22 protein-coding genes are annotated in these 26676 nt (G+C 62.1%); 12 read left to right on the forward strand and 10 right to left on the reverse strand.

Annotated elements, in window-relative coordinates; genetic code table 11:
* The first annotated feature begins 177 nt into the window (after positions 1–177).
* The gene (locus tag JKL48_RS11890; RefSeq protein WP_236668751.1) at positions 178–3069 is read left to right on the forward strand and encodes a TolB family protein; all 2892 of its coding nucleotides are present in this window, start codon (positions 178–180) and stop codon (positions 3067–3069) included.
* Positions 3070–3538: 469 nt separating this feature from the next.
* Here JKL48_RS11890 and JKL48_RS11895 read toward each other — a convergent pair whose 3' ends face one another.
* Positions 3539–4372, reverse strand: coding sequence for an alpha/beta fold hydrolase (locus JKL48_RS11895; protein WP_201982643.1), 834 nt, complete (start codon positions 4370–4372; stop codon positions 3539–3541).
* 481 nt (positions 4373–4853) lie between these two features.
* Between JKL48_RS11895 and JKL48_RS11900 the strand changes: the two genes are divergently transcribed.
* On the forward strand, positions 4854–6098 hold the full coding sequence (locus JKL48_RS11900) for an AAA family ATPase (protein WP_201982644.1): 1245 nt from the start codon (positions 4854–4856) through the stop codon (positions 6096–6098).
* A complete protein-coding gene (locus JKL48_RS11905; RefSeq protein ID WP_262895997.1) occupies positions 6088–6693 on the forward strand; it encodes a DUF4276 family protein in 606 nt (201 codons plus the stop codon). Before JKL48_RS11900 ends, JKL48_RS11905 begins: the two co-directional genes overlap by 11 nt.
* Before the next feature lie 9 nt (positions 6694–6702).
* Here JKL48_RS11905 and JKL48_RS11910 read toward each other — a convergent pair whose 3' ends face one another.
* On the reverse strand, positions 6703–7161 hold the full coding sequence (locus JKL48_RS11910; RefSeq protein WP_201982649.1) for a DUF2721 domain-containing protein: 459 nt from the start codon (positions 7159–7161) through the stop codon (positions 6703–6705).
* Positions 7162–7324: 163 nt separating this feature from the next.
* Positions 7325–8656: an NAD(P)/FAD-dependent oxidoreductase gene (locus tag JKL48_RS11915; protein ID WP_201982651.1), complete on the reverse strand. Its 1332-nt coding sequence runs from the start codon at positions 8654–8656 to the stop codon at positions 7325–7327.
* A 429-nt stretch (positions 8657–9085) separates the two neighbouring features.
* Here JKL48_RS11915 and fdhD point away from each other — a divergent pair, with 429 nt between their 5' ends.
* The 3 genes from fdhD to JKL48_RS11930 all read left to right on the forward strand — a co-directional run bounded on the left by fdhD (position 9086) and on the right by JKL48_RS11930 (position 13119).
* The gene (gene fdhD, locus JKL48_RS11920) at positions 9086–10018 is read left to right on the forward strand and encodes a formate dehydrogenase accessory sulfurtransferase FdhD (protein WP_201982653.1); all 933 of its coding nucleotides are present in this window, start codon (positions 9086–9088) and stop codon (positions 10016–10018) included.
* 77 nt (positions 10019–10095) lie between these two features.
* The gene (locus JKL48_RS11925; RefSeq protein ID WP_201982654.1) at positions 10096–10443 is read left to right on the forward strand and encodes a DUF7009 family protein; all 348 of its coding nucleotides are present in this window, start codon (positions 10096–10098) and stop codon (positions 10441–10443) included.
* A gap of 126 nt (positions 10444–10569) precedes the next feature.
* Complete coding sequence (locus JKL48_RS11930) at positions 10570–13119, forward strand: FdhF/YdeP family oxidoreductase (RefSeq protein ID WP_201982655.1); 2550 nt, start codon at positions 10570–10572, stop codon at positions 13117–13119.
* A 152-nt stretch (positions 13120–13271) separates the two neighbouring features.
* Here the strand turns inward: JKL48_RS11930 and hemA are convergent, their stop codons facing one another.
* A complete protein-coding gene (hemA, locus tag JKL48_RS11935; RefSeq protein ID WP_201982656.1) occupies positions 13272–14543 on the reverse strand; it encodes a glutamyl-tRNA reductase in 1272 nt (423 codons plus the stop codon).
* Between the two features lie 207 nt (positions 14544–14750).
* On the opposite strand from hemA, the gene JKL48_RS11940 reads away from it, so the two are divergent.
* Positions 14751–15836, forward strand: a complete 1086-nt coding sequence (locus JKL48_RS11940; protein ID WP_201982657.1) for a hypothetical protein — start codon at positions 14751–14753, stop codon at positions 15834–15836.
* Between the two features lie 35 nt (positions 15837–15871).
* Positions 15872–16906 carry a DMT family transporter gene (locus tag JKL48_RS11945; RefSeq protein ID WP_201982658.1) on the forward strand — a complete coding sequence of 345 codons (1035 nt, stop codon included), beginning with the start codon at positions 15872–15874 and terminating at the stop codon, positions 16904–16906.
* A 99-nt stretch (positions 16907–17005) separates the two neighbouring features.
* Here the strand turns inward: JKL48_RS11945 and JKL48_RS11950 are convergent, their stop codons facing one another.
* The 6 genes from JKL48_RS11950 to JKL48_RS11975 form a co-directional block, all read right to left on the reverse strand.
* On the reverse strand, positions 17006–17971 hold the full coding sequence (locus JKL48_RS11950; protein ID WP_201982659.1) for a lipid A deacylase LpxR family protein: 966 nt from the start codon (positions 17969–17971) through the stop codon (positions 17006–17008).
* Between the two features lie 175 nt (positions 17972–18146).
* Positions 18147–18689 (reverse strand): hypothetical protein, encoded by a 543-nt coding sequence (locus JKL48_RS11955; protein ID WP_201982661.1) that lies wholly within the window; start codon positions 18687–18689, stop codon positions 18147–18149.
* Positions 18690–18764: 75 nt separating this feature from the next.
* On the reverse strand, positions 18765–19427 hold the full coding sequence (locus JKL48_RS11960) for a hypothetical protein (protein WP_201982662.1): 663 nt from the start codon (positions 19425–19427) through the stop codon (positions 18765–18767).
* Positions 19428–19461: 34 nt separating this feature from the next.
* Positions 19462–20553, reverse strand: coding sequence for a sensor histidine kinase (locus tag JKL48_RS11965; protein ID WP_201982664.1), 1092 nt, complete (start codon positions 20551–20553; stop codon positions 19462–19464).
* A 52-nt stretch (positions 20554–20605) separates the two neighbouring features.
* Positions 20606–22390, reverse strand: coding sequence for an amino acid permease (locus JKL48_RS11970; RefSeq protein ID WP_201982666.1), 1785 nt, complete (start codon positions 22388–22390; stop codon positions 20606–20608).
* A 78-nt stretch (positions 22391–22468) separates the two neighbouring features.
* On the reverse strand, positions 22469–22993 hold the full coding sequence (locus tag JKL48_RS11975) for a hypothetical protein (protein WP_201982668.1): 525 nt from the start codon (positions 22991–22993) through the stop codon (positions 22469–22471).
* Positions 22994–23153: 160 nt separating this feature from the next.
* Between JKL48_RS11975 and JKL48_RS11980 the strand changes: the two genes are divergently transcribed.
* From JKL48_RS11980 to JKL48_RS11995, 4 genes are all read left to right on the forward strand, one after another.
* A complete protein-coding gene (locus JKL48_RS11980; protein WP_201982671.1) occupies positions 23154–23954 on the forward strand; it encodes a carboxypeptidase-like regulatory domain-containing protein in 801 nt (266 codons plus the stop codon).
* Between the two features lie 25 nt (positions 23955–23979).
* A complete protein-coding gene (locus JKL48_RS11985; protein WP_201982672.1) occupies positions 23980–24684 on the forward strand; it encodes a carboxypeptidase-like regulatory domain-containing protein in 705 nt (234 codons plus the stop codon).
* 62 nt (positions 24685–24746) lie between these two features.
* Positions 24747–25511 carry a hypothetical protein gene (locus tag JKL48_RS11990; protein ID WP_201982673.1) on the forward strand — a complete coding sequence of 255 codons (765 nt, stop codon included), beginning with the start codon at positions 24747–24749 and terminating at the stop codon, positions 25509–25511.
* A 54-nt stretch (positions 25512–25565) separates the two neighbouring features.
* Positions 25566–26633, forward strand: a complete 1068-nt coding sequence (locus JKL48_RS11995; RefSeq protein ID WP_201982674.1) for a lipocalin family protein — start codon at positions 25566–25568, stop codon at positions 26631–26633.
* The last annotated feature ends 43 nt before the right edge of the window (positions 26634–26676 follow it).

The following is a 26676-nucleotide window of genomic DNA, read 5'->3' on the forward strand; positions in this document are numbered from 1 at the left end:
GGGAGAAAAACAGGGGGTTTTCGGGGGGAACAGAGAAAGGCCTAGGCGAATAAAATCCGCGCAACCGTCCCGGCCCTCCCCTCCCCCCCGCCCCCTCCCCGGGGGAGAGGGGCCGGGGGTGAGGTGACGCCGTATGCCGTTCTTTAGTCTTCCGTTAAACCCCTCCACCCGCCGCTCATGCATCGTCTGTTGCTGCTGTTGCTGCTGTTGCTGCTGTTGCTGTTGAGCCTGCTCCTCGTCACCCCGGCCCATGCCCAAAGCCTGCCCGTCCTCTCCCAAAACCCGCCGGGCCTACGCTGGCAGGAAGTGCGCACGCCGCATTTTCGGGTGATTTATGCGGGCGGCATCGACACGGCGGCGCAGCGCACCGCCGCCCGACTGGAGCAGCTGCACGGCCCCGACGTAGCCACGCTCGGCGTGAACCCGCGCCCCATTGCGGTGGTGATGCAGAACCAAACCACCGTCAGCAACGGCTTCGTGACGTTTTTGCCGCGCCACGCCGAATTTTTCACTACCCCGCAGCAGGGCTTCGGGCTGGGCACCGTGGACTGGCTCGATGGGCTGGCGGTACACGAGTTTCGGCACGTGGGGCAGTTCGAAAAGGCCCGGCAGGGGATAGGCCGCGTGCTGAACCCGCTGCTGGGCGACGGCGCGCTGGGCGTGGCGGCCGTGGGCGTGCCGCAATGGTTTTTCGAGGGCGACGCCGTGGGCACCGAAACCGCCCTGACGCGCAGCGGGCGCGGGCGCATTCCCAACTTCAACGTGGGCCTGCGGGCCAACCTGCACAGCGGCTTCAACTACAGTTACCAGAAGGCCGTGAATGGCTCCCTGCGCGACAACGTGCCCGACTGGTACGTGCTGGGTTACTTCATGACCTCCTACCTGAAGGTGCACTACGGCCCGTCCATCTGGTCGGAGGTGCTGGACAAGTACTACCGGTTTCCGTTTTATCCCTTCTCGTTTTCCAACGCTATTAAGCGCACCATCGGCCTGCGGGTGGAGCAGGTGTACGAGCGCAGCATGGCGGAAATCGACTCGCTGTGGTGGGTGCAACAGCGCGAGCAGCCCCCCGTGACCGCCGTGCGGGAAATACGGCAACAGGCGCCGGGTAAGGTATTTACCCAGTACCAATACCCACAGTACGTGACCGATAGCACGGTGCTGGTGCTGAAATCCGGTTTCGACTGCATCCCGCAGTTCGTCCTGCTCAGCCGGCACGGCAGCGAGCGGCAAGTGTTCACGCCCGGCCAGCTCAACTTACCCGAAATGCTGTCGGTGAACGGGGGCAAGGCCGTGTGGCCGGAGTTCCAGCAGCACGCCCGCTGGGGCCAGCGCATAGCGTCCGAGCTGAAGGTGCTGGACCTGCAAACCGGCCGCCTCACCCGCATTGGGCGGGGGCAGCGTTACACCACGGCTGCCCTCTCGCCCGACGGCCGACGCATTGTGGCCGTGCGCGAAACTCCCAGGTATCACCACGAATTGGTAGTGCTGGATGCCCAAACCGGCGCCGAACTCCAGGTGCTGCCCAACCCCGCCAACGACTTCTACCAGCAGCCCCGTTGGCACTCCGATGACCAGCGCATTGTGAGCGTGGTTCTCAGCGCCGCCGGCAAAACCATTGCTGTGTTCGACCCGGCCACCGGCACCGCCAAAGCCCTGCTGCCCGTGGCCAACGTGAACCTGGCCAACCCCCAGCCCTGGCGCGATTTCGTGCTCTACAATTCGGCCCAAACGGGCATTGATAACCTGAACGCCGTGAGCACCCGCACCGGCCAAACCTACCGCGTCACGGTGCGACCTTTTGGCGCCTACCACGCGGCCGTAGCGCCTGATGGGCGTACGCTGGCCTTCCACGACTACCGGGCCACCGGGGCGCGGGTGGTTGAAATGCCCCTTGACACCACGGCCTGGGTGCGCGTGCCCACCGCCACGGCCGACATTCCCGGTCCCTACGCCGAAACACTTACGGCTCAGGAGCCCGCCGGAAAAAGCGTGGCGCGACTGCTGGCGCGGCCCGATTCGGCCGCGCCGCGCTATGGGGTGAGGCGCTACTCGCCGCTGGCGCACGCTTTCAACCTGTTCAGCTACGGGGTGGTGCAGAGCCCCAGCGGCAACGCCGTGAGCGTGGGCGTGCGCTCCCAGGACTTGCTAAACACCACGCAGGTATTCGCCGGCCTGGGCTACGACCAGACGGAACGCACCTTCAGCGTGACGGGCGCGCTGAGCTACCAGGGCCGCTATCCGGTGCTGGACGCGGACGTGACCTACGGCGGGCGCGACGTGTCGGTGCTCTACAAGGGCGAGGTGCTGCGCGACCAATGGCAGTACACGCGCCTCACGGCGGGGCTGCGCCTGCCGCTCAATCTCACCCATTCCAAGTACCTGCAGGCGCTGTCGCTGGGCACGTATTTCCTGCACGAGCAGGTGTACAACTACAACCTGCCGGGCCGGCTCAGCTACGCCGAAGTAGGCCCCAATACGCCCCTGAATGCCGTGCAAACCACCCTGGCCTATGCTACCCAGCTCAAGCGCAGCGCCCGCAGCGTAGCGCCCAAATGGGGCGGTACTTTCCTGGGTACGTGGCGCACCACGCCCTTTGGCACCGGGCTCGATGCCTCGCAGTGGGCCGCGCAGGCCGCCGTGTATTTGCCGGGGCTGGCCCGCAACCACGCCATGCGCCTACGGGGCGGCTACCAGTGGCAGGACCAATTCCAGTACCGCTTTGCGCCGGCCGTGTCGTTTCCGCGGGGCGAGGGCTACACCAGCTTCGACCGCCTGGCTGTGGCCAGCTTCGATTACAACCTGCCCTTGGCCTTCACGCATTGGGAGTTGGGGCGCTGGCTCTACGTGCAGCGCCTCCGGGCCGATATCTTCGGCGACGTAGCCCAGGGCAACGACTCCCGCGGCACCACCGCCCAGCTCAACTACCGCAATGTGGGCCTCGATGCGCTGGTGCTCTTCAACGTGCTGCGGCTCCGCACGCCCATCGAAGCGGGCGTGCGGGCCACCTACCGCAGCACCGCGCGGCAGTGGCTAATTGAGCCGCTGGCATTCAGCCTCCGGCTGTAATGGCAAGGTAAAACCGGTGAATAAAAATAGGACTTACGCAGTTGCAGCCCCAGCGGGGCGCCATCTCGATAGTAACTGGCTGATGTTGGGGAGAAAGCCCCAGCGGGGCGACACTCGGTTGAGTGCTTGGCGAGTGTCGCCCCGCCGGGGCTTTGCCATTGCATAATGAATAACTTACTACCAATATGCCGCCCCGCTGGGGCTTCAACTGCGTAAGTCCTAAAAAAGGAACGTCATGCTGAGCGTAGCCGAAGCATCTCGCGTGGGGTGGCAATCCACTTTTAGCCCGTCCTGCTGAGCGCAGCCGAAGCATCTCTACCGCGTAAGTAATCGATGCCGTTCAACGATTGAATTACCTAGGCACGCGAGATGCTTCGGCTGCGCTCAGCATGACGGTCTAAAAAATGATTACTGCTGCGGTAGAGATGCTTCGGCTGTGCTCAGCAGGACGTTCCTTTTGCTAACCGCTCTACAGCACGGTTTCGTGGTGCAGGAAGTGGTCCATGGCGGAAAGGGTTTCCTGGGGGGCGCTGAGGTGGGGGCAATGGCCGCCGGTTTCGACCACCACCATGCGGCTATCGGCGAGCTGCTCGTTGATGTAGTGGCCCACGGCCAGGGGCGCGATAACGTCGTGGGCCGACTGCACGATGAGCGTGGGAATGGTGAGGAAACCCAGCTCGGAGCGGGTGTCGGAGAGGAAGGTGACGCGGGCGAAATGCTTGGCGATTTCGGGGTTGGTGCGCACGAAGCTGTTGGTGAGGCCCAGTACCAGCTCGGGGCTTTCGTTGGCACCCATCATTACCGGCGAGATGCCGTGGGCCCAGCCGTTGTAGTCGGCTTCCATGGCGGCCAATAGCTCGTTGATGTCCTTTTGCTCGAAGCCGCCGGCATAGCCTGCTTCATTGATAAAGCGCGGGGACGGCGAAATCAGAACCATTTTGGCAAAGCGCTGGGGCTCGCGCACGGCCGCAATCACGCCAATCATGGAGGCCACCGAGTGCCCGACAAAAACGATGTCGTGCAGGGCCAGGGCGCTTAGCACTCCTAGCAGGTCATCGGCGTGGCCGGCCAGGGAGCTGTGCTTACTCAGGGGGCTATACGCCGTGAGGTCCGATTTGCCGGCGCCTACCAGGTCAAGCAGCACAACTTGGTATTCGTCCTCGAACGCGGGCGCTACGAGACGCCAGTCGCTTTGGTCGCCGCCCAAGCCGTGCAAAAATACGATGGTGCGCGTGCCGGGGCCCGAAGCACCCGAAATGGTTACGTTGCTACGCTCCAAAACAGTAGTATTAGAAGATGTCATATCATTCAGCTTTTAACAAAGTAAATCCCTTGGGATTAGGGCGAAACTTACGGCAAAATCTGACAAGTTGGATTGTGTAAATGATGAATGTAATGAGGGCGTAAATGGCTGTATAGAATATATGCGTTTGTTCATAACAAAAACACAGTTGGTTGCTTGCGCCTACGGCTGGGCTAGGGTTTTTCGGGCGTGGCAGCACTGCTGGCCCACATGCCGGCCCGAGTGAAAGAATGGGCCCGTGCGGATTTCTTCATCGCATTTACGTCGGCGCTCATCGCGCACAGCGCTTCCGGCGACCTTTTGCCAGCGTCGCCGGGCCGGCGGTGGCGCTTATGATGCTAGCCGTGTCCTCCGCGTCTTACCACCAGCGGCAGGGGACGGCGGCAGCGTTGTCAGATGCTTCCACGAAAAAGGTGTTCCCAACCAAGAGCGTCTTTTTCGTGCGGAAAACCGTCTTACTTTGTGGAAAACATTGCTCCATATGCCCACCCGCGCCCAGGCTCCGGCCGTGCCCCGCCTCACCTACCTGCGCATCAAAAACTACCGCGCCCTGCGTGACGTGGAGTTTCGCGACCTCACGCCCCTCACCGTGCTGATTGGGCCGAACGGCAGCGGCAAATCCACCGTGCTGGACGCGCTGGATTTTCTGGCGGAAGCGGTGCGGGGGAACTTGATAGGGGCTTGGGAGAAGCGGAACCGGTTTGCGGGGATGCGGACGCGGGGGAGTGAGGGGGATATTGAGTTTGAGGTAGACTTATGGTTTCAAAACCAAATACTCAAGTATCGTTTACAGATTGGAGAATTTAATTCTGAGCCCCATGTCTTAGATGAAAGATTAACAATGCTGAATAGCAAAAAACAAGCTATTCGTTCTATGGGAATTTCGTTGCGTGAAGAAAATGGCCGATTAAATATTGTTTCAATTGGTTCGCGGCACCAAGAAGAAATAGGCAGAGAACCTTTCCTAAATGTGCTTCCATCAAGACAGTTCCCTTCTCTCATTTACTATGTAAACATCAAACGAAGTGCATTCCCTGGTACAAGTCAACTCATAGATGCTTTGACTTCCTACCACTACGTCCACCTCACCGACGACCACCTAAAAGGCTACTCCGACGCGGGGCCGCGCGAAAAGCTTTCGCCCAACGGCGACAACCTGCCCAACGTGCTCTACTACCTGCACACCAGGCACCCGGAAACGCTGGCCAAAATCACGGCGCAACTGCGGAAATGGGTGCCGGGACTGGCCGATGTCGTGCCGGAAATAACTTCCGATGAGCGAATCTTGCTGCGTTTCAAAGATGCGCAATTTGAAAAGCCACTGCCGGCGCAATACATGTCGGGCGGCACCATGCGGCTGGCAGCGCTGCTCACGCTTCTGCACGAAACTAACGCCACAGGGCTGCTGGGAATTGAGGAACCGGAAAACGAATTGCACCCGCAATTGCTGTATCATCTAACGGAAGAATTTGAGAAAGCGGCCGAAAAGCGGCAGTTGTTCGTCACCACTCATTCGCCGCTGATACTGGATGCTTTGAGTCCGGAGCAGGTATGGGTGATGTACCGGGGGGCAGATGGCTACGCCCACGCCACGCGCACGGCCGATATGCCCAATGTGCCGGAACTGGCGGAGGACGGTTCGATGCTGGGCTACTTATGGACAAGCAACACCTTCACCGTAGGGGACCCGCAGGCACCTTTCAAAGCGAACCCCGATGCACGTTGAAATAGTGGTAGAAGAACCATCGGCAGCAGCTATGCTGAAGCAACTCATGCCGCTGCTGTTGCAGGAAGGCGATACCTGGCGTCCGGTGCCGCACCGGGGCAAGGACGAATTGTTGATTGAGCTACCACGCCGACTGAAAAGCTATGCAAACCGGATGTTATTCGAGGCCGATTTACGCGTGATAGTGCTGATGGATGCAGACCGGGATTGCCGGAAAATCAAGGCGCAATTAGAAAAAATAGTGGCCGACGCTGGGCTCATTAGCAAAAAAGCAGCATCTGCTGGCCAGGCGTTTAAAGTAATAACCCGGCTGGCAGTTTCAGAGCTGGAAGCGTGGTTTTTGGGCGATAAGGAGGCCATTTCGGCGGCTTTTCCGCGGGTGCATTCCAACCACTTCAAAGGCGAGTACCAAGCTTCTGACGGCTTGCCGCACACGTGTAAAACCTTGCACCGGATACTACAGAAATGCGACTACTATCCCAACCGCTACCTCAAGGTTGAAGCAGCAGAATTAATTGCCCAGTACCTAACGCCAGCACGAAACGAGTCGGCCAGCTTTCAGTATTTCTGCGCAGGCCTTGACGCCCTGCGGTAGCACCCCGCCCTACTCCGCTTCCAGCAAGTACGCCGTTTCCTCGGCCACATCGGCCACGGCGAGGCGCGACTCGCGGATAAGGAGCAGGCTGGCGTAGAGCAACAGCCCGGCCCCCAGCACGCTGAGGGCGGAGATGAGCCAGGTGGCGGCGCTGTGGGTGAGCTCGAACACGCCGATGCTGAGGATGCTGGCGATGAACACGCCAAGCGTGAGGTGCAGCACGGTCATGGCCTGCTGAAGCAGTCGGGCCCGGCGGGCGGCGAAGGACAGCTGGCGTTTCAGGTGGGCCTGCTCGGGGGAAGCCTGGCGCTGGTGGTGGCGCAGGCTGTGGGCCACGGCGCGCTGGCGGTCAAGGCTGCGGCTCAGGCGCTGGGAGGTGGTGAGGATGAGCGAGCCGCAAGCCGATACCAGGACCGCCGGCGCAAACATATCGGAAAGAATGCTGAGGGTGCCGGCGGGGAGGGGCATGGGAAGAGAAACTCTGTGCTTTTGGAACGACCAACAAGAACGTCATGCTGAGCGTAGTCGAAGCATCTCTACTGCGATAGTAAATATTTACTTTGGCGGTAGAGATGCTTCGACTGCGCTCAGCATGACGTTCTTTCACTCACCACTCACCACTCACCACTCACTACACAATGGCTTTTTCCTCCATGTCCTGCTCCACCAGGGGGGCTTTGGTTTTGCCGATGATGTAGCGCAGGCCCTTGTCGTGGGTGAAATAGTCCCAGCCCCAGGTGAAAAATACGGCCAGACGGTTGCGGAAGCCCACCAGCGAAATGACGTGGATGAAGCTCCAGGCCAGCCAGGCAATGAAGCCGTCGAGGTGATATTCGCGGCCAAACAGCTTGATGTCGGCCACGGCGTGGTTGCGGCCAATGGTGGCCATGGCGCCCTTGTCGTGGTACTCGAACGTCTCCATCAGCTGGCCGTTGAGCTGGCGGCTGATGTTCTGGCCGAGGCGGCGGCCCTGCTGCAAGGCCGGCTGGGCCACCATGGGGTGGCCGTCGGGGTAGGCGGCGGTTTTCATCAGGGCAATGTCGCCAATGGCAAACACGTTTTCGTAGCCGTGGATGCGGCTGTAGCCGTCCACCAGGTAGCGGTTGCCGGGCACCAGGCAGTCGGCGCGCAGGCCCTGAATGGGCGCGCCCGTCACACCCGCCGCCCAAATGAGCGTGCGCGCAATGAGCTGCTGGCCGGTGCTGAGCGTCACGGTGTAGCCGTCGTAGGACTTCACCCGCGTTTCGAGCCACACCTGCACGCCCAGCTCTTGCAGGTATTCCAGGGACTTCGCCGAGGCATTGGCCGACATGCCCTTGAGCAGCACCGGCCCGCTTTGCACCACGTGAATGTCCATTTCCTTGAAATCGAGCTCGCGGTAGTCCTTGGGGAACACGTGGGTGCGCAGCTCGCTCAGCGCCCCGGCAATTTCGACGCCGGTGGGGCCGCCGCCCACAATCACGAAATCGAGCAAACTGTTGATGGCCTCGTGGTCGCCGAGTTGCAGGGCCTGCTCAAAATTGGTGAGAATGCTGTTGCGCAGCTCCAGGGCTTCTTCCACGCTTTTGATGGCAATGGAATTTTTTGCCATCGCGGCATCGCCGAAGTAGTTGGGTTCGGCCCCGGTGGCCACCACCAGAAAGTCGTAGCGCACCTTGCCGATGGTGGTTTCCACTACCTGCTCGGTGGTGTCGATGCTGGTGACTTCGGCCAGCCGGAAATAGAAGTTGGGCTGCGGCGCCAGAATCTTGCGAAACGGCGACACGATGTCGCCCTCGTCGAGCCCGGCTGTGGCTACCTGGTAGAGCAGCGGCTGAAACGTGTGGTAGTTCTGGCGGTCAATCAGAACCACCTGCACCGGGGCCTCGGCCAGCGTTTTGGCCAGTTCCAGGCCGCCAAAGCCGCCCCCTACAATCACGACGCGCGGCTTGCCGAGGTCGTCTATTTTCGTTAACCCTTCCATGGCGGTAAATATGGGGGCTGCGTGCTGCGCAAACCACTGTTGTGCTCCTTACCGGGTTTGGGGCCACGAAGTTGCCTGAAAGGGTCAAGGCAGGAATCAACAAGGGAAAAGCAAGCGAAATAGCGGCTGTGGTACGGGTAGAGCAGTGTTTATCATTGTAGCAGAGCGTCATGCAGAGCGCAGCATCTTGCCTGCGTAAGTAAATCAAACGCCTGTCATCCTGAGCGCAGCGAAGGACCTTGTCACGGATGAACGGTTAGCAGTAATCAATCGGTGCAGCCGTGACAAGGTCCTTCGCTGCGCTCAGGATGACAAACGGCGCACGCGAGATGCTTCGCTCCGCTCTGCATGACCGCCCAGCTGCGTAACCATACACCAAAACCCGTTTCCGCCTTCAGTGCTTATACAAGCCCACCCAAGCCCTTGCTCATGCAACCAGCCATCTTGCTCCCCGCCGCCAGCTATGAATTTGCCCGCATCCAAAAAGTGAGCGGCTCCGGCCCGCCCGTGCCGGCCTCCGACCAACTAGCTGCCGAGGAACCGCTGGAAATCCGCGTGGGCTACGAGGCAGACGGGCAGCGCCAGCACCGCACCCTGTCCGTGACCATGCGCACGCCCGGCCACGACGAGGAGCTGGCCGCCGGGTTCCTGCTCACCGAAGGCCTGATTCAGGCCAAAGCCGACCTGCTGGGCATCCTTCCCTGCCCCGATGTGCAGAAGGCCGAAGAAGCCGGCAACGTGGTCCGCGCCGAGTTGGCGGCCCACGTCCAGGTCAATTTTCAGGCAATGGAGCGGCACTTCTACACCAGCTCCAGCTGCGGCGTGTGCGGCAAAACCAGCATCGACGCCGTGCGCAACGCTTCCTGTCCGGTGCTGCCCGCCGATGGCCCGCACGTCCGCGCCGCTGTGATTCATCAGCTGCCCGCGCGGCTGCGGGCGGCCCAGGCTGGCTTCGAGCAAACGGGTGGGCAGCACGCCTCGGCGCTGTTCACGCCCGAAGGGGAATTGCTGCTCTTGCGCGAAGACGTGGGCCGGCACAATGCCCTCGACAAGGTCATTGGCGCCGCCCTGCTGGCCGACTGGCTGCCTTTGCACCAGCACATTTTGCTCGTGAGTGGCCGCGTCAGCTTCGAGCTGGTGCAGAAGGCGGCGGCGGCTGGCATTGGCGTGCTGGCCGCCGTGGGGGCACCCAGCAGCCTGGCCGTACAAGCCGCCGGGAGCTTCGGCATGACGGTGCTGGGCTTCGTGCGCAACGAGCGGTTCAACATCTACAGCCACGGCTGGCGCGTAACGGGCGCCGCAATGGTGCCCGCAGAACCTGCTGCGTCTTCTGCGCAACCCTGCGCGCCCTGTGCGGGCTGAAAAGTTGCCAGCAATGTTAAATTCCGGCAACGGCTTCGGGGCCCAGCCGTTAAACTTTTAGCGCCAATCTTGCCCCTATGAAACTACGCATCGAAGACGACACCCTCCGCCTGCGCCTCTCCGATGGCGAGGTGCAGGAATTTGCCCAAAACGGTCGCGTGGAAAGCGCGGTACACTTTGGCCTCAACCCCGAACAGCGACTCACCTATGCCCTGGAGCGCGGCTCCGAGCCCGCCCAAACGCTGCCCAACGTGGAACCCGTGCAGGTGCACTACGAGCCGGGCGCGCTCACGGTCTTGGTCCCGTTCGCACTGGCCAAGGCGTGGGTCGAAACCGACCAAAACGGCTTTTCGCACGACTTGCCACTGGCTGAAAACCAGCACCTCCGCATTCTGGTTGAAAAGGACCTGGATTGCCGACACTGAAGAAGTGTTGAGGGTTGAGTTTTGAATGTTGAGTGCGCGCGACGAACCAGTCAGCGCGTATCCGAAACCCGATAAGCTTGACGCTCTATAAACGCCACATTCAACATTCAAAACTCAACCCTCAGGATGGAAGACTCCCCGCAAAACGACCCGAGCAAAGCCGGCAAAACCCACCAGCAGGGCGCCGAAGACAACGCCCCCAAAAGCGGCGAGCGCCCCGACCAAGGCAGCGCCCCGGCCCCCAACCACTACCGCTCCGACCCCAACCGAACGCACGTGCACGCCCATATTCCGGCCCCCGACGTGGCCAACGCCAAATACGAGCACCCCATTCTGGCGCAGCCGCCCGAAGCCCTTACCGGCCTCAAGCTGGAAGAACGGGCCAAGGTGGCGGCCGGCGTCACGGCCGTTATCAAGTCCATGCAGTTCAGCTGGACGGAGGGCGGCGTGGGGCGCGGCACCAAGGCCCTGCTGGGCCTGAACCAAAAAGATGGGTTCGACTGCTCCAGCTGCGCCTGGCCCGACCCCGACGAGCACCGCTCGGTGGCCGAGTTCTGCGAGAACGGCGCCAAAGCCACCGCATCGGACGCCGCCGACCGCGCCGCCGGCCCCGAGTTTTTTGCCAAGTACAGCCTGGCCGAACTCTCGCGCATGACCGACCGCGACCAGAACAACGCCGGCCGCCTCACGCACCCCCTGGTGAAGCGCCCCGGCGACAACCACTACTCGCCCATTGCCTGGCCCGATGCCTTCGACCTGATTGCCCGGGAGCTGAACGCGCTGGATTCGCCCGACGAAGCCGTGTTTTACACCTCGGGCAAAATCCCGAATGAGCCCGCGTTTCTGTTCCAGCTGTTTGCCCGGCAGTTCGGCACCAATAACCTGCCCGACTGCTCCAATATGTGCCACGAAAGCAGCGGCTCGGCCCTCACGCCCACGCTGGGCCTGGGCAAAGGCTCGGTGACTCTCAACGACTTGCACGACGCCGAGGTTATCCTCATCATTGGCCAGAACCCCGGCACCAACCACCCGCGGATGCTCTCGGCCCTGCAAAAGGCCAAGCGCAACGGCGCCAAAATCATCAGCGTGAACCCGCTGATTGAAGCCGGCCTCAACCACTTCCGCAACCCGCAGGACTTCATGAATCCGCTCCGGGCGCTGGGGGCCCTCATGGGCGACGGCACTCCGATAACCGACGTGTTTCTGCAAGTGCGCGTCGACGGTGACATGGCCTTGCTGCGCGGCATCATGAAGCACCTGTTTGAGGCCGAGGACCTGAACCCCGGCCAGGTGGTGGACAAAAAATTCATCGATGAGTTCACCGTGGGCTTCGCGGAGTTTGAGCAGAACATCCGGAGCACCAGTTGGGAAGAAATCGAGGAAATCAGCGGCATCAGCCGGGCCCAGCTGCTGGAAGCGGCCAACCTCATTGCCACCAAGCAGAAAATCATCACCTGCTGGGCCATGGGCGTCACGCAGCAGCGTCAGGGCGTGCAAACCATCCAGGAGATTGTCAATTTGCAGCTCCTCAAGGGCGCTATCGGCAAGCCCGGCGCGGGCACCTGCCCGGTGCGCGGCCACTCCAACGTGCAGGGCGACCGCACGATGGGCATCTGGGAGCGCATGCCCAAAACCTTTCTCGACGGTCTGCAAAAGGAATTTGGCTTCACGCCGCCCACCAAGGACGGCTTCGATGTGGTCGAATCCATCAAGGCCATGCGCCTGGGGCACACCAAGGTGTACTTCAGCCTGGGTGGCAACCTGCTGGCCGCCGGCCCCGACACCGAGATGATTGCCGATGCCATGCGCCGGCAGAAACTCACCGTTTTTGTGGCCACCAAGCTCAACCGCGGCCACCTTACCACCGGCGAAACCAGCCTGCTGCTGCCCACCTTCGCCCACGTCGACATCGACATGCAGAAATCGGGGCATCAAATGACCTCCTGCGAAAACTCGATGGGCATCGTGAGCCAGAACAAGGGCATTCTGGTGCCCCTGGCCGGCGACCAGCTCAGCGAGGTGGCCATCATCAGCGGGGTGGCCATCGCCACGCTGGGCGGCCGGCTGAAGGGCGACTGGGTGGCCATGACGGAGAATTACGACGTCATCCGCGACCACATTGCCCGCGTCATTCCCGGCTTCGAAGAGTTTAACCTGAAGTTGCGCAAGCCGGGCGGGTTTTACCTGCCCAACGGCCCGCGCGAACGCAAGTTCACCACGCCCGACGGCAAGGCCCACTTCACCAAAACTACCCTGGAAAAGTACGAGCTGGAGCCCGACCAGCTCATTCTGATGACGGTGCGCTCGCACGACCAATTCAACACCACCATCTACGAGTACAACGACCGGTACCGCGGCGTGCACGGCGAGCGCCGCGTGCTGTTCATGAACCCGGCCGACATGGCCGCCCGCGGCATCAAAGCCAAAGACCTCATCGACATCACCAGCCACTACAAAGGCGAGCAGCGCCGGGTAGAAAAGTTCGTGGCCGTGCCCTACGACATCCCGAAAGGCAACGTTTCGGCTTACTTCCCGGAGGCTAACCCGCTGGTGCCCATTGGTAGCGTGGCCAAAATCAGCAACACGCCCACTTCCAAATACGTGGTGGTAACGGTGGTGCCCACCGCCGTGAACAACGACGTGCGCATCAAGGAGCTGGAGAAAATGATGGCGTAACCTCACCTCCGGTCCCTCTCCTTAGCAGAGGGGAGCCATGCTGAACAACTTAAATTCACCCTATAGCAAAAAGCCCCGATTCATTTCTGAATCGGGACTTTTCTGTAATTCATCAGGCTCCCCTCTCCTTGGGAGAGGGGCTGGGAACGAGGTTACACCGGTTCGCCCTGCTTCTCCAAATCGAACAGCTCGCCCAGCAACTCCACCAGCTGGCCGGCGTCGTCGCGCTTGCAGGCGGCTTTCAGTTGCAGCACGTGTTGCTTGAGCACCTTTTGCATCAAGGAGCGGGTGGCTTCGTCCAGGAGCTTGCTTTCGGCCGGGGTGGCTTTTTTCTGGAAGCGGTCCAACTCTTCCTGGCGCAACTGCTCCAGGCTGGCTTTTACTTTTTGAATGATGGGCGACACCATCATTTCCTTGGCCCAGTCGTTCAGGCCGGCAAGGCTTTCGGCAATGATGGCGCGCACCTGCGGCACGGCCGCCAGGCGCATTTCCAGCGCAGCCGAGGCCTTGCTCTGGATGGCGTCGATGTTATAAACCAGCACGCCGGGCACCTGCTCTACCTCGGCCGCAATGCTGCGCGGCACGCTCAGGTCAATAAAAAACTTGAAGCTGAGCACGTCGAGGTGCTGCACCAGTTCTTTGGTGAAGAAAGGCTCGGCGCGGTTGATGGAGGAAATGATGACGTCGGCTTCTTTGAGGGCGGGCATCAGGTCTTCAAACTCCACGATGCGCATGTTGCACTCCTCGGCCAGCGCTTCGGCTTTGGCGCGGGTGCGGTTGCACAGCACCACTTCGCCGAAAGCCTTGCTGGCGGCCAGGTGGCGGCACACATCGGCCCCGATTTCGCCCAGGCCCACCACCAATACCTTGGGATTGGCTACGTCGGCGGTCAATTCTTCCACCAGCTCCAGGGCTGCGTAGCTCACGGAGGCCGCGCCGTCGCGGAAGCTGGTTTCGGTCTGCACGCGCTTGTTGGTGAAGAAAACCGTGTGCAGCAGGCGGTGCAGAAACGGCCCGGCGGCGTCGGCATCGGCGGCCCACTGGTAGGCCATCTTCACTTGGTTGCTGATTTGCAGGTCGCCCACCACCTGGGCATCAAGGCCCATGGCTACTTCGAAGAGGTGCTGCACGGCCGCGTCGGCCTTGGGTAGCAGGTCGAAGTAGGGCAGGAACTGGCCCACGTCGGGGCGGCCTTTGAGGTGGCCCAGGGCGAAGATGATTTCACGGCTGCGGTCGTCCTCGGCGGCGTAGTACACCTCGGTGCGGTTGCAGGTGCTGAGCACGAGCAAGTCGCTGAGGCCCAGCTCGTGGTGCAGCGTATGCAGGAAACGACGGCAGGCGGCCTCGTCCAGCGAAAGCAGCTCGCGGATGGCCAGCGGGGCTTTCTTAAATGAGAGGCTAACGGCCTTGAACGGATGCGACATAGATGAAATCGGTACGAAACCGGGCTGCAAAATTACGGCAGGAATCGGCAAGTATGAAACATGCATACCAAACCCGTGGTTCGGGCCGGCTATGTATTTCCCCGCGGGCCATGGGGGCGCGGCGCCAGGGCCCGCCGCAGCTCTTGGCGTACTCGGCGCCGGGGCGCGCCGGGTTGCCTAAAGCGGGGAGCGAGCTATTTTCGTGGCGTGTCTTGCTCTTCGTTGTTTTTCAGCCTGGCTGCGGGCTTCCTGCTGGCGTGGCCGGTGGCGGCCCAGCCCGGCGTGCCGGAGCTCGACGCAGCCTACGCCCGTCGCTACCGCGTGAAAACGGTGCGCGTGCTGGAAGGAAATCCGGACGACCCCGAGGTACTGCGCGTGAAGGAAACCTACCGGTTTGCTGCCTCGGGCCGGCTGCTGGCCCACCACAATCCGGGGCTGGAGGCCGCCCGCGAAAACACGCGGAGCGGCCACGACTACCGCGACGAAGCAGAGCCGGACGCCCTGGGCCGCGTAGGGGTGTCGCGTCGCTACGTGGACGACCAGCTTGACGCCACCACGTACCTGAGTTACGACGAGCGAACCCCGTTGTTGCAACAAGTAATTCGGGAGCTCACCTTTTATCCCGTGGCCGATTATATGCCCGGCGGCGGCTTCTACGACCTGCGCCATGCCTACGATGCCCGCGGCAACCGGGTGGAAACCGTGTCCGGTCCAAGCTTTCAGGTAGGCGAAACCAACCTGGGAAGCCGCCAGGTATGCGCCTACGACGCGCAACACCGCCTCATCGCCTATACCGAGTACAAGCAGCTGTTTCTGCCCGAGGTGCTGGATTCTACTTACTACAACGCCGCCGGCTTGGTGACACGCCAGGCAAAGTACCACTGGGGGCCGCGCGGGCAGCCGGAGCTGTACCAGCTGCAACTGGTGACCTACGACGCGCGCCACCGCCCTACCGGTGGCCTCAGCCTCGACCGGGACAGCCAGGGCTGGCAAAACATCCGCACCATCCGCTACCGACCCGACGGGCAGCTGCTGGAAGAGGTGGACTACACCGCCACGTTCCGGCGGCCGGCCACCGTGGCCCAGGCCCTGCGCCGCACCGCCGATACCCTGCGTGCCGCCCCCGACGGCAAGGTGGAGCGCGCCACCTACCGCTACAACGCCCACGGCCAGCTGGTGGAGTGGCGCCGAACCCTGACAGATGGCTGGGGCCACGGGCTGGGACCGCATTTCGGCCCGGTCGTATACCTCACCCGGTGGGAGTTCGACTATTACCCCCGGCGGGGCCGGTAAGGCCGTTGGCGGGGTGGAGGCGGTACCTTTGTGGCATGGCTTTCCCAATCCCACCCGCCCACTCGGCCGCACCTGCGCCGGTGGCGCCAAAACGCCCCGTAACTGATGCCGACCACCCGGGCACCACCGACCAAACCGCTTCGCTCGAAGCCACCGAAGCGCTGCCTGCGCCCGTTCCGGCGGCTACCGCCCCCCTGGCGTGGGTGCTGCTGGTTGTGCTGGCCTCCATCTGGGGCACGTCGTTTATCCTGATGAAAAAAGGGCTGGTTGTTTTTTCGGCCCTGGAACTGGGCGCCACCCGCGTGAGCGTGGCGGCGCTGCTGCTGCTGCCGTTTGCCCTGCGCCACGTGGGGCGGGTGGAGCGCAGCCGCTTCAAGTGGCTGGCGCTGAGTGGGGTGGTGGGCACACTGATTCCGGCCTTCCTCTTTGCTTACGCCGAAACCCGGCTGGCCTCGGGGCTGGCGGGCGTGCTCAATGCCCTCACGGTGGTGTTCACGCTGCTGGTGGGGGCGCTGCTGTTTGGGCAGCGGCTTACGGGCCTGCGGGTGCTGGGCATCGCGCTGGGGCTGGCGGGCACGGTGGTGATGCTGCAACTGGGCGGTAGTGGCGGCGATGCCACGCCGGCCGGCGAGGGCAACGCCTGGTATGGCCTGTACATCCTGATAGCTACCATCGGCTACGGCCTGAGTGTGAACGTTATCAAGTACAAGCTCGGCGGGCTCACCCCGGTGGCCGTCACGTCGGTGCTGCTGCTGCTTATTGGCGGGCCGGCGCTGGCGTATCTGCTGCTCGGCACCGGGTTCCGGCACAAGCTGGCCACCGTGCCGGGTGCGTGGGCCGCCTTTGGCTACATCGCGCTGCTGGCCACCATGAGCACGGCCGTGGCCATGGTGTTGTTCAATCGACTCATTCAGCAGTCTACGGCACTGTTTGCCTCATCGAGTACCTACTTAATTCCCATTGTAGCCCTGGCCTGGGGCGCCTTGGATGGCGAAGCATTCAACCTGTGGCACTTTGTGGGCATGGTGGTGATACTGGCGGGCGTGCTGATTATCCACCGGGCGCGGTAGGACGCTTTCGGCTTAATGAGGAATGAGGAATGAGGAATTGGAAATTGGGCTTCTAGGCTCAAAATTCCTCATTCCTCATTCCTCATTAAGCCGAAGGCGTTAAAACGCCACCGTCACGCCCAACTGGCCCCAGCGGTGGCTGCGCCCACCGGCAAACTCCGGCGAAACCCAGGTGGCAGTAGCGGAAAAACTCAATGGCTCGTGTGCCAGCACCAGGCCGCCGGTGCTGCGCAGCACAGCCCGGCGCACGGCGCTGGCAGCCAGTGTGTAAGGGTCGCTCATGGTGAATGGGCCACCTTGCAGCGTGGCATCGTAGCCAATGAGGCGGCCGTCGAGCGTGGCCTGTCCGTAGAGCTGCCAGTGATGCAGGCAGAGGGCTTCCGAACTGTCCAAGTTAGCAAAATAAGGGGTTAGCTGCCCCGCGCGCAGCCGCAGGCCGGTGGCCGCGTAGGTGTAGAGCGTGCCCAGCGAGGCTTCGGCATTGCCCACCAGCTCGATGCCGCGACTGGCGGCCAACTGCTCAAACGCCAGCCGGTAGCCCACAATGGGCGCATTGCGAATCTGATAGGCCCAGCCGCGAGGCTCGGCATTGCCGGTAACGCGGTGGATGGCGGTTTGCAGTTCCTTGCCGCCGGCTGCCGGGCCGATGAACCCAATGTCCAGGGCCGAAGTCAGCCGATGCTGCTTTGCAGCCTGATTGCTCACCCGGAAGAAGGAGGCGTAGAGGTAGGCCGCGTAGGGCCGGTCACCAACCCGAATAAAGGCATCCTGAATCCGTAGGGGCGTAAATCCATCGTAGCGCAGCGTGATGCCGTGGTATTGCGTGCTTCTTGGGGCGCCGGCCGGCAACACATGCCGCACCGGCAGACGGGCCACCAGTGGGTGCACCAGCGTGAGGCTCATGCCCTGCGTGAAGTAGTAATCGGTGCGAAAAAACAAGTCATTTGCATACGTATAGCTCAGCCGCCGGGCGGGGCTGAGCGGAAGCAGCGTATCGGCTGGCGCCGGCGCCGCTTGAACAGCGCACTCTGAGAGCAGGAGAAAAGCAAGGACCAGAAAGCGCATAAGGGCAGAGCGGGCTCGGGAGAAATGCCAGGGGCGAGGTTGCGGTAGCGCCCCCGCACCTCCTGAAACGCTTTTGTTTTTGGAAGCTACGTCCTGCCGGGCCGCGAGGATTGACGCGGTTTTATTTCTGCCTCACCCTGCGCGGCGCGGCCCGGCAAGCAGCAGGCGCCGGGGCCTATTCGCTCACATACGGCCACTCCTGAAAGCGCGCCGGGAGGCCAGCCTGGCGGCTGTTGCCGCGCACGTAGGCCAGCAGGCGCGTGAGCTCGGCGGGGCTTTGCACTTCAACTTCGAACCAGCCCACTTGCCAAAACTCGGCCTCGGGCGGGAGCTTGGGGCGCACCAGGCGCCGGCAGTTGGTGCCCGTGCGCAGGTGCAGCAGGTCCGCGGCTTTGGCAAACGAGAGCGGGCTGTCGTCGGGCAGCTCCAGCACGATATGGGCGTGGTTGGGCAGAATGGCGAAGCCGTGCACCCTGAAGCCGGTTTCTTCCAGCATCATGATTTCGCCGGCCAGTACCTCGGCCATTTTCTCGTTCTCAAAATAGCGGGGGCCGGTGGGGGCCCGGTCGAGCACCGCGTCGAATTTGGCGAAGAACTGCTTTTGGGCGCGGCGGTGGTCGGTGCCAGCTTCCTGTGCTAGGCGCAGGTCGGCTTTCAGCTCGCGGCCGGTGGTGGCCGGGATGGTGCCGTGCAGGCGAAAGGTGAGGAAGCTGACCACGGATTTCTTGGATGTAAATGAATTAACTGGTGAAAGCACTACAGCGTAATACGCAGCGCCTGAGCGGTTCCTGTTTTATGGTTCCACCGCGTAGTCCACCAGCTTGCGGAGTGGTTTGGGCGGGTTCTTGCCGCGTTTGTTCACCAATGGCTTGCAAGCTTCCGATTCCTTTTCCACCCGGTATTCGCCGGTTACGAAGTTGGTGTCGTGCATTTCCCAGTTGCCTTGTGCGCAGTCGGTGTTGTTCTGGTAGCTCACCCGCGTTTCCCCAATCAGGTAAAAGCTGCCGGCTTGGTAGCGGAACTTGTCGGTGTGGCTCCAGCGCCAGCTGCTGCCGCCGTAATGAGATATGCTCAGCACGCCTTTCGCGATGTCGATGCCCGCGAACGGGTCGCCGAAAGCGCCGCCATCGTCTTGGCGCAACATCACCCGGCTGGCCTGCGCCGCCAGCGCAAACCCGGTGGGCGTGCCAAAGAGGACCACCAAATAGCGCGGCGGTGCTTCCGCAGTTTCCGCAGTTTCTTTGTACTCCGCTTTCGACCGCAGCACCAGCGCCGCATCGGGCCGGCCGTCGCGGTTCAAGTCGCCGGTGGCTTGGCCGTCGTTTAACACCTCATAGCCGGCCGGAATGAAATCCGTTAGTCGGCGACCAGTAGCCGGTATGTGCGGTGCGGCTGTTTGTTGAGCCAAGGCAGCTGGTCCGTTCAGCAGCACCAGCATCGTCAGTATCTTTTTCATTTCGCCAAAGATGCCGTCTTGCCACGGTCTACGGCTACGCCAGCACCGGTAGTTTGATGTAGAACGTGGTGCCCACGTTCTCCTGGCTTTCCACCCAAATGTGGCCCTTATGCAGGCGCACGATGGTTTCGATGATGTGCATGCCCAGGCCGGTGGTTTTTTCGCCCCGCAGGCCGGGGCGGCGCGCCGGGGTGAAGCGGTCGAACAGCACGGGCAGCAGGTGCGCCGGAATACCGATGCCGTCGTCGGCCACGGTCACCAGGGCGTGGTCGGCGCGCTGCTCCAGGCCCACGCTGATGTGGCCGCCCTCGCCGGTAAACTTGATGGCGTTCGACAGCAGGTTGTTAATCACCTGCAAAAACTTGTTGTTGTCGATGTCCACAAACAGCGTGGGTTGCGCGGGCCGAAAGGCGAAGTGCTTGGCTACCAGGTGCTCGCCCTGCTGGTAAGTTTCCATCACTTGGCGCAGGGCCAGCACCAAATCCACCCGCTGGCGCTTGAGCTGCACGTTGGCCGAGTCCATGAACTCGCCGTCCACGAAGTCGCGAATCAGGGTCACGCTGTCGCGGCAGGTGTCGCGCATGATGCGCAGCATCTTCTGCACTTGCTCATCCTGTAAGGTTTTGGTGCGCTCCTCCAGAAACTCGGCCAGCTGCTGCAGCATGTTGAACGGCCCGGCCAGGTCGTGCGACAGGATTTCGAGCGTCGTATTCTTCTTGGCCATGTACTTGTCGGCGTTGCGCAGGTACTCCTGCTCCACCGTCACGTCCTGCACGGTACCCGAAAGCAGGTGCTGGCCTCCAGGCCCGATGCTGCGCTGGGCCTGCACCGCCAGCCAGCGCTGGGGCACGTCGGGGCGGGGTTGCAGGCGCAGCAGCAAGTCGTCGCAATGGCGCCCGGTAATCAGTTCGCCTAAGCAATGCAGGGCATAAGCCTGGTCGTCGGCCGGCAGGTAGGCCAGCAGGCGCGGCAGGTCGGCGGTGGCATCCTCCCGCCGCAGGCCTGGGAATAGTTCTTCGTAGGCCGCGCTCACGTAGAGCACACGGTGTGCGTCGGCATCGTAGGCGAAAAACGTCAGCGGGCTGGCATCAAGCAGCTGTTGAAAAAGGGTGGCGGAAGGAATCATGCGGCAAGGACGACAAAAGAACCGACAAAGCATACGGCCGGCCTGCAACCGTTTACGCTTCCCGCTGGTTCAGCTTGGAGTTTTTGTACCCGTAGCCGAAATAGACGGCCAGCCCAATCAGCAGCCATACGAAAAACAGCGTCCAGTTGCTGATGCCCAACTCGGTCATCAGGTATAGGTTAATCAGCAGGCCCAGCGTGGGCAGCAGCGAGAGCTTTTTGCGGAAAGAAAGCACGGCCAGCGCCACGCAAAACAGAAAGAACACCAGCGTCGGAATCTGGTGGGCGAAGCCGCCCGTCACCTTGCCGCTCAGGGCATCGGTTTGCAGCCAGCCGTGCTGCCCGGTTACGTCGAGCCAGAATTCGTGGTTGCTGGCCGCGTTGTAGCGCACCACCAGCCCAATGCCCACCGCCAGGATGAGCGGCACCAGCCACTGCCCGTTGAGGTACGGCACCTTAAACCGGGCCTCCGACTTGCCATAGGGGTCGATGATGAGAATGCCGCCGCACACCAGCGCAAACGCGAACAGCGTGCCGATGCTGGTGAGGTCGACCACCAAATCCATGTTCAGAATGAGGGCCGGCACCGCCACAAAAAAGCCCGTGACAACGGTGCTGAACGAAGGCGTGTGGAAGCGCGGATGAATGCGCGAAAACACCGAAGGCAGCAGCCCGTCGCGGCTCATGGTGAGCCAGATGCGCGGCTGCCCCAGCTGAAACACCAGCAGCACCGACGCCATGGCAAACACCGCACTCACCGCCACCAGGCCCGACAGCCGCGCCAGGCCCACCTTGGCAAACACAAACGACAGCGGGTCGCCCACGCCCAATTCTTTGTAGCTCACCATGCCCGTAAGCACCAGCGTGATAATAACGTAGAGCACGGTGCAGATGATGAGGGCGTACATCATGGCCTTGGGCAGGTCGCGCTGCGGGTTCTTGCACTCCTCGGCCGTGGTGGAGATGGCATCGAAGCCGATGTAGGCAAAAAACACCGCCGACACGCCCTTGAGCACACCGCCCACGCCGTTGGGCGCAAAGGGCGTCCAGTTGGCCGGCTGCACGTAGAACGCGCCCACGGCAATGACGATGAAGACGATAATGAGCTTGAGCAGCACGAGCAGGTTCGAGGCGTTTTTGCTTTCCTTGATGCCCACGTACACCAGCGCCGTGATGAGCACGGTGATGGTGAAGGCCGGCAAATCGGCCACCAAACGCAGGCCATTGAACAGCTCGGGCGCCTGCGTCCAGGCCTTGTAGCCGTCCAGCTGCCCAGGGCTCACGGCGGCCAGGGCCTCGGGTAGGGTTTTGCCGCTTTGCACCAGCGTGGTCACGGCCTCGTAGCCGGCGTGCCCGGTTTGGGTGCCCATCGTAAGCCACAGCGGCAAATGCAGCCCGATTCCATCCAAAAGCCCCGTGAAGTAATCGGACCACGAAATGGCCACCACGATGTTGCCCACCGCATATTCCATTATCAGGGCCCAGCCAATAATCCAGGCGGCCAGCTCGCCAAACGAGGCGTAGGCGTAGGTATAGGCCGAGCCGCTGACCGGGATGGTGGCCGCAAACTGCGCGTAGCACAGCGCCGAAAACGCGCAGGCCACCGCCGTGAACACAAACAGCAGCGACACCGCCGGTCCGCCATCCAGGCTGGCTTTGCCGATGGTGCTGAAAATACCGGCCCCAATGATGGCCGCGATGCCCAGGGCCGTAAGGTCGCGCACGGTGAGGTGGCGTTCCAGGGCGCCGGGGGCCGCGTGGCCGTCGTGGTCGGCCGGTGGGTTTTGCAGAATGGCCGCAATGGTTTTGCGGCGGAAAAGAGAAGTGGAGGAACGCATGAACGGTGAGCGGAGCAGGTTTGAAGGGCAAAAGATAGCGCCTGAATGCGGCTTTTGGCCCTTGCGCTTCCTTGTGCCTTACCAGAGCCCGGACTTCAGGAAACCCTCCAGCACCGCGCCACCCACGTTCAGCACCGCCGAGCTGCGGCCTATCTGCATCGGAATGCCCACCGAAAAGGTGCCCAAGCCACCGCAGCCATTGGCGTAGGGCGTGCCGTAGGGGGCATTGCGCGCTGCCAGCGGCGCAAAGCCCGGATTGGCCGACAGGCCCGCGCCTTCGGGCCCGTAGAATGGGCCGGCAGCATAAGCCGCCATGCGATAAGGCGTGAAGCTGTATTGCACGTAGGGGCGCAGGCGGCCTCTGTCGCTACTGCCCAGCTGGTAACGCAGGTAGGGCTGCACGCCGTAGCCGTAGCCGTAGCCGGCGGTGGGCAGCGGCGTATAGGCGCCCACCACGTAAGCACCGCTGAGGAAGTGCCCCTGGCGCGGCGCGGTCGGCGCTGGAATCTCCAGGCCGATAACACTTGCAGCGCCCGCCTGGGCATAGCCAAGGGTAGGAAAAACTAACAGCGCCAGTGGCGCAAAGCGTAGGGGAGCAGGCATAGCGCGGGAGAGAAGGAGCGTGACCGTAACTAAGGTACGGGTTTTTGGGCAGGAATGTGTGTAGTTTTTCCGAGGCAGGCATCAAGGGGAAAACCCTGTTTGTATGCCCCAGCCCGTCCGCCTCACCATTGCCGAACCCTGCTCCGAAAGCTGGGACGCCATGACGCCCACCAACACCGGCCGCCACTGCGCTGCCTGTGCCAAAGTGGTAGTCGACTTCACCCTGAAAACAGACGCCGAAATCCTGGCCTACCTGGCCAAAGCCGCGAGTGGCCGTACCTGCGGCCGTTTCGCGGCGGGGCAGCTGGACCGGCCGTTGCAGCGCGCCGCCCCGGCTACCCCAACGGCGCGCTGGCGGGCCTGGCTGGGAGCCGCTGTGGCCGTATGGGGCATGCGGGAAGCAGAGGGCATAACGGCCACTGCCCAAGCGCCCACCGAATGGCGCGCCCGGTATTGGGGCGGGCCAGTACCAGCCACGGCGCCAGTTGAGCTAAAAGGAGCATCTTCAGCAGAAGAGATAGAATCAACGGCGAAGCAGATAACCAAGGATAGACTTTCATTGCATTATAACGCTGCCCCGGTGCATCTGGAAACAGCAGTCAATCCAACATTGGTATTGCGAGGTACTGTGAAAGATGCATCAACCAGTGAAGCACTGCCCGGCGTTACAATTTTGATTAAAGAAACTACTATTGGAACCAATAGTAATGCCGATGGCACCTTTGAACTTGCTATTCCAACTCAGCTTGGAGGAGCAACTGAGGTCATAGTCGTAGTGCGGTCGATTGGCTACCTGACGCAGGAGCGAGTAGTGGCTGCCAATGCCATTGGAATAGCACAGCAGTTTGTTCTTCGCGTTGAAACAATGGGTCAGCTTGAATTACGCCCGTTGCCTTGGCACCCAAGAGCATTTTACTACTGGGGCAAGTACTGGCTCACCCGGCCTTTTCGCCGTTCATAAGCCCCAAAAAAGCTACTTTCGCCGCATGGCCACTCTCCCGAATATCTCCATTCCGCAGCCTTGCTCCGTGAGTTGGGCTGCTATGGCGCCCGCCGCCGCCGGCCGCCACTGCGCCACCTGCGCCACCGAAGTAGTGGACTTTACCCGCCTGAGCGAGGCGGAAATCCTCGCGTTTTTGGCCCGGCAGGGTGGGCGGCCGGTGTGTGCCAATGCCTTTGCCACGCAGCTGGCACCGGTGCCCGCCAGCCGCTGGCGGCGCTGGCTGGTAGCCGGGCTGGCGCTGCTGGGCTGGCACCCGCTTTCGTCGTGCGCCACCAAGCCGCCCCAAGCGCCGCCCACGCAGGCCACCGCCTCGGCTGCGACGGATGCCAATGCTCCCGAAGCCCAGCACATCATCATTCGTGGGCAGGTGCTGGACGGGGCCAACGGCACGCCCGTGGCCGGTGTGCGCGTGCTCATCAACGACACGGAGTTTGGCACGACCACCGACGAGAAAGGCAGCTTTGAGCTGACCATGGCCCGAACCTGGGCCCCCATTGCCGGCGGCAAAGTGGCGCTGAAGTTCGTGGGCAGCCCGTTCGAATTTGAGCAGCAAACCGTGAACGTCGATGTCCGCGCCACGCCGCGGCCCGCGCCGCTCGTGGTGCGGCTGGCTTCCATCCCGAACCGGGGCCAGGTGATGGGCAAAATCCGGATGCCGGAGCCTCCGGTGGCCCCGCCGAAGGGGTAGGCATGTGGGCAAAGCTGCTGTGGTAGATTGCGGCTAACAAAAGGTTTATCTACATTCGCTGCATGGCTATTCCCGTCTCGCTTTCTATTCCAAGCCCCTGCTCCGAAAGCTGGGCGGCGATGACGCCCAATGCTGCTGGCCGCCACTGTGCCGCCTGCCAGCAAACCGTGGCCGACTTCACCCGGATGAGCGACGCCGAAATTCTGACGTACCTAGGCCGGCATCCTACTGTGTCCTGCGGCCGGTTTCGGGACAATCAACTGAGCCGCCCGCTGCTGGTGCCGGCCCAGCCATTGACAGGACGGCGGCTGGTAGGCGCTGCCGCAGCGCTGTGGGGCGTGGGGGCGCTGGTGGCGCCGAAGGCGCAGGGACAACAAATTCCGCCTGCTTTTTGGGGTGGTCCAGCATCCAAAAACGTCGTGCTGCCAAATGTTGTAAACTCAACCTCAACCGAAGCCATTGATTCTTTATCAGAGGCATCTGCACTGCCCAGCTTTAGTGTGGTTTCGGAAGCTAATCAGCTGATAATACGCGGCACGCTGCACAGTGCCAAAGGGAAGACCATACGTGGAATGAAGGTCGATTTGGTGGCTCGTTGGGAAACAGAGGTTTCAACCGTTACCGATGCCAACGGCAACTTCCAATTTACGGTCAACAGGGACAGTCTGGGTGAGTCGCCGTTCCTGAGTGTGATGCATTACTTGCGCCTGGGCCTGTATTACCAATATGCCAACGCCGATATAGACGTTGCCAGCTCCCAGCCATACCGGCTACAATTGAGCCGCACCAGAAAAAAACACCGCATGGTGGCTGGCAAATTTCGCTAGCCTCTCCACCAAGGCTCCCAAACCTTTCGGCCCGGAAAATCCTTGTGAAAGGGTATGAAAGTTTTGCGTTTTGCCTTCTTGTTGCTGCTGGCCACCGCTTGCGCGGCGCCCCGTCCCACCACCCGCTTCAACCCCCCCGCCACCCGCGCCGAACTGCCCCACGAGGAGGCCGCGCACCCCAAAAATTCGCTGGAATGGTGGTACCTCACCGGCCACCTCACCGACCAGGCCACCGGCCACCAGTACGGCATGGAGTACGTTTTTTTTCATTTCAACCTGAAAGACGGCAAGCAGGACTGGCAGATGGTGAACGTGGCCCTCACCGACCCGCAGAACCAGCAGTTTCACTACGACTACAAGCTGGGCCCGCTCCCGCAGCTGCTCACCGACTCGCTGCCGCTGCGGCTGCGCGAACACCAGCGCGGCCAGGTGTGGAAATTTGACGGGCAGGAGGGGGCCTACCACCTGCAGGCAACTTTTACCGGCAAGCAGAACGCCAGCGGCTACGCCCTCGACCTGAGCACCCGGCCCACCCGGCCGGTGGTGCTGCACAGCGGCACCGGCTACGAAAATTACGGCAACGGCATCACGGCCGGCTACTATTCCTACCCGCGCCTGGCCACCACGGGCACTCTCACCATTGCCGGCCAGCCCCACACTGTGACCGGCGAGCTGTGGTACGACCGGCAGTGGAACTGCACCAGCATCGTAGACAAAAACGTGGGCTGGGACTGGCTCAGCATTCAGCTCGACGAGCCCCGCGAGGAGTTCATGCTGAACACCCTGCGCAACTCCGCTACCGGCCAAAACCTCAACAACGGCACCTTCAGCCGCAGCACCGGCCCCGACCTGCACCTCACCGGCCCCGATTTCGTTCTCACGCCCCTCACGTACTGGACCAGCCCGCAATCCAAAAAGAAGTACCCGGCCTCTTGGCGCGTGCAGGTGCCCGGCCAGGGCTACGACCTCACCGTGGAGCCGCTGGTGCCGCAGCAGGAGCTGGCGCTGCGCTTCTTCCACACCTTCACCATGTACTACTGGGAAGGCATGTGCCGCGTGAAAGGCACGCACAACGGCCAGCCCGTGACGGGCAAGGCGTATGTGGAAATCACGAATAGGTAGCGTCAGCGCACCGAAAGAACGTCATGCAGAGCGGAGGCGCAGC

This window comes from Hymenobacter rubidus, from assembly GCF_016734815.1.
Taxonomy (GTDB): Bacteria; Bacteroidota; Bacteroidia; order Cytophagales; family Hymenobacteraceae; genus Hymenobacter; species Hymenobacter rubidus.

Coding starts and splice junctions, on each gene's coding strand:
- JKL48_RS11890 (WP_236668751.1), top strand. CDS start 178: ATGCATCGTCTGTTGCTGCTGTTGCTGCTGTTGCTGCTGTTGCTGTTG.
- JKL48_RS11930 (WP_201982655.1), top strand. CDS start 10,570: ATGGAAGACTCCCCGCAAAACGACCCGAGCAAAGCCGGCAAAACCCAC.
- JKL48_RS11945 (WP_201982658.1), top strand. CDS start 15,872: ATGGCTTTCCCAATCCCACCCGCCCACTCGGCCGCACCTGCGCCGGTG.
- JKL48_RS11985 (WP_201982672.1), top strand. CDS start 23,980: ATGGCCACTCTCCCGAATATCTCCATTCCGCAGCCTTGCTCCGTGAGT.
- JKL48_RS11995 (WP_201982674.1), top strand. CDS start 25,566: ATGAAAGTTTTGCGTTTTGCCTTCTTGTTGCTGCTGGCCACCGCTTGC.
- JKL48_RS11910 (WP_201982649.1), bottom strand. CDS start 7,161: ATGCCCCTCCCCGCCGGCACCCTCAGCATTCTTTCCGATATGTTTGCG.
- JKL48_RS11975 (WP_201982668.1), bottom strand. CDS start 22,993: ATGCCTGCTCCCCTACGCTTTGCGCCACTGGCGCTGTTAGTTTTTCCT.
- JKL48_RS11925 (WP_201982654.1), top strand. CDS start 10,096: ATGAAACTACGCATCGAAGACGACACCCTCCGCCTGCGCCTCTCCGAT.
- JKL48_RS11915 (WP_201982651.1), bottom strand. CDS start 8,656: ATGGAAGGGTTAACGAAAATAGACGACCTCGGCAAGCCGCGCGTCGTG.
- JKL48_RS11895 (WP_201982643.1), bottom strand. CDS start 4,372: ATGACATCTTCTAATACTACTGTTTTGGAGCGTAGCAACGTAACCATT.
- JKL48_RS11950 (WP_201982659.1), bottom strand. CDS start 17,971: ATGCGCTTTCTGGTCCTTGCTTTTCTCCTGCTCTCAGAGTGCGCTGTT.
- JKL48_RS11900 (WP_201982644.1), top strand. CDS start 4,854: ATGCCCACCCGCGCCCAGGCTCCGGCCGTGCCCCGCCTCACCTACCTG.
- JKL48_RS11990 (WP_201982673.1), top strand. CDS start 24,747: ATGGCTATTCCCGTCTCGCTTTCTATTCCAAGCCCCTGCTCCGAAAGC.
- fdhD (WP_201982653.1), top strand. CDS start 9,086: ATGCAACCAGCCATCTTGCTCCCCGCCGCCAGCTATGAATTTGCCCGC.
- hemA (WP_201982656.1), bottom strand. CDS start 14,543: ATGTCGCATCCGTTCAAGGCCGTTAGCCTCTCATTTAAGAAAGCCCCG.
- JKL48_RS11960 (WP_201982662.1), bottom strand. CDS start 19,427: ATGAAAAAGATACTGACGATGCTGGTGCTGCTGAACGGACCAGCTGCC.
- JKL48_RS11970 (WP_201982666.1), bottom strand. CDS start 22,390: ATGCGTTCCTCCACTTCTCTTTTCCGCCGCAAAACCATTGCGGCCATT.
- JKL48_RS11980 (WP_201982671.1), top strand. CDS start 23,154: ATGACGCCCACCAACACCGGCCGCCACTGCGCTGCCTGTGCCAAAGTG.
- JKL48_RS11965 (WP_201982664.1), bottom strand. CDS start 20,553: ATGATTCCTTCCGCCACCCTTTTTCAACAGCTGCTTGATGCCAGCCCG.
- JKL48_RS11905 (WP_262895997.1), top strand. CDS start 6,088: ATGCACGTTGAAATAGTGGTAGAAGAACCATCGGCAGCAGCTATGCTG.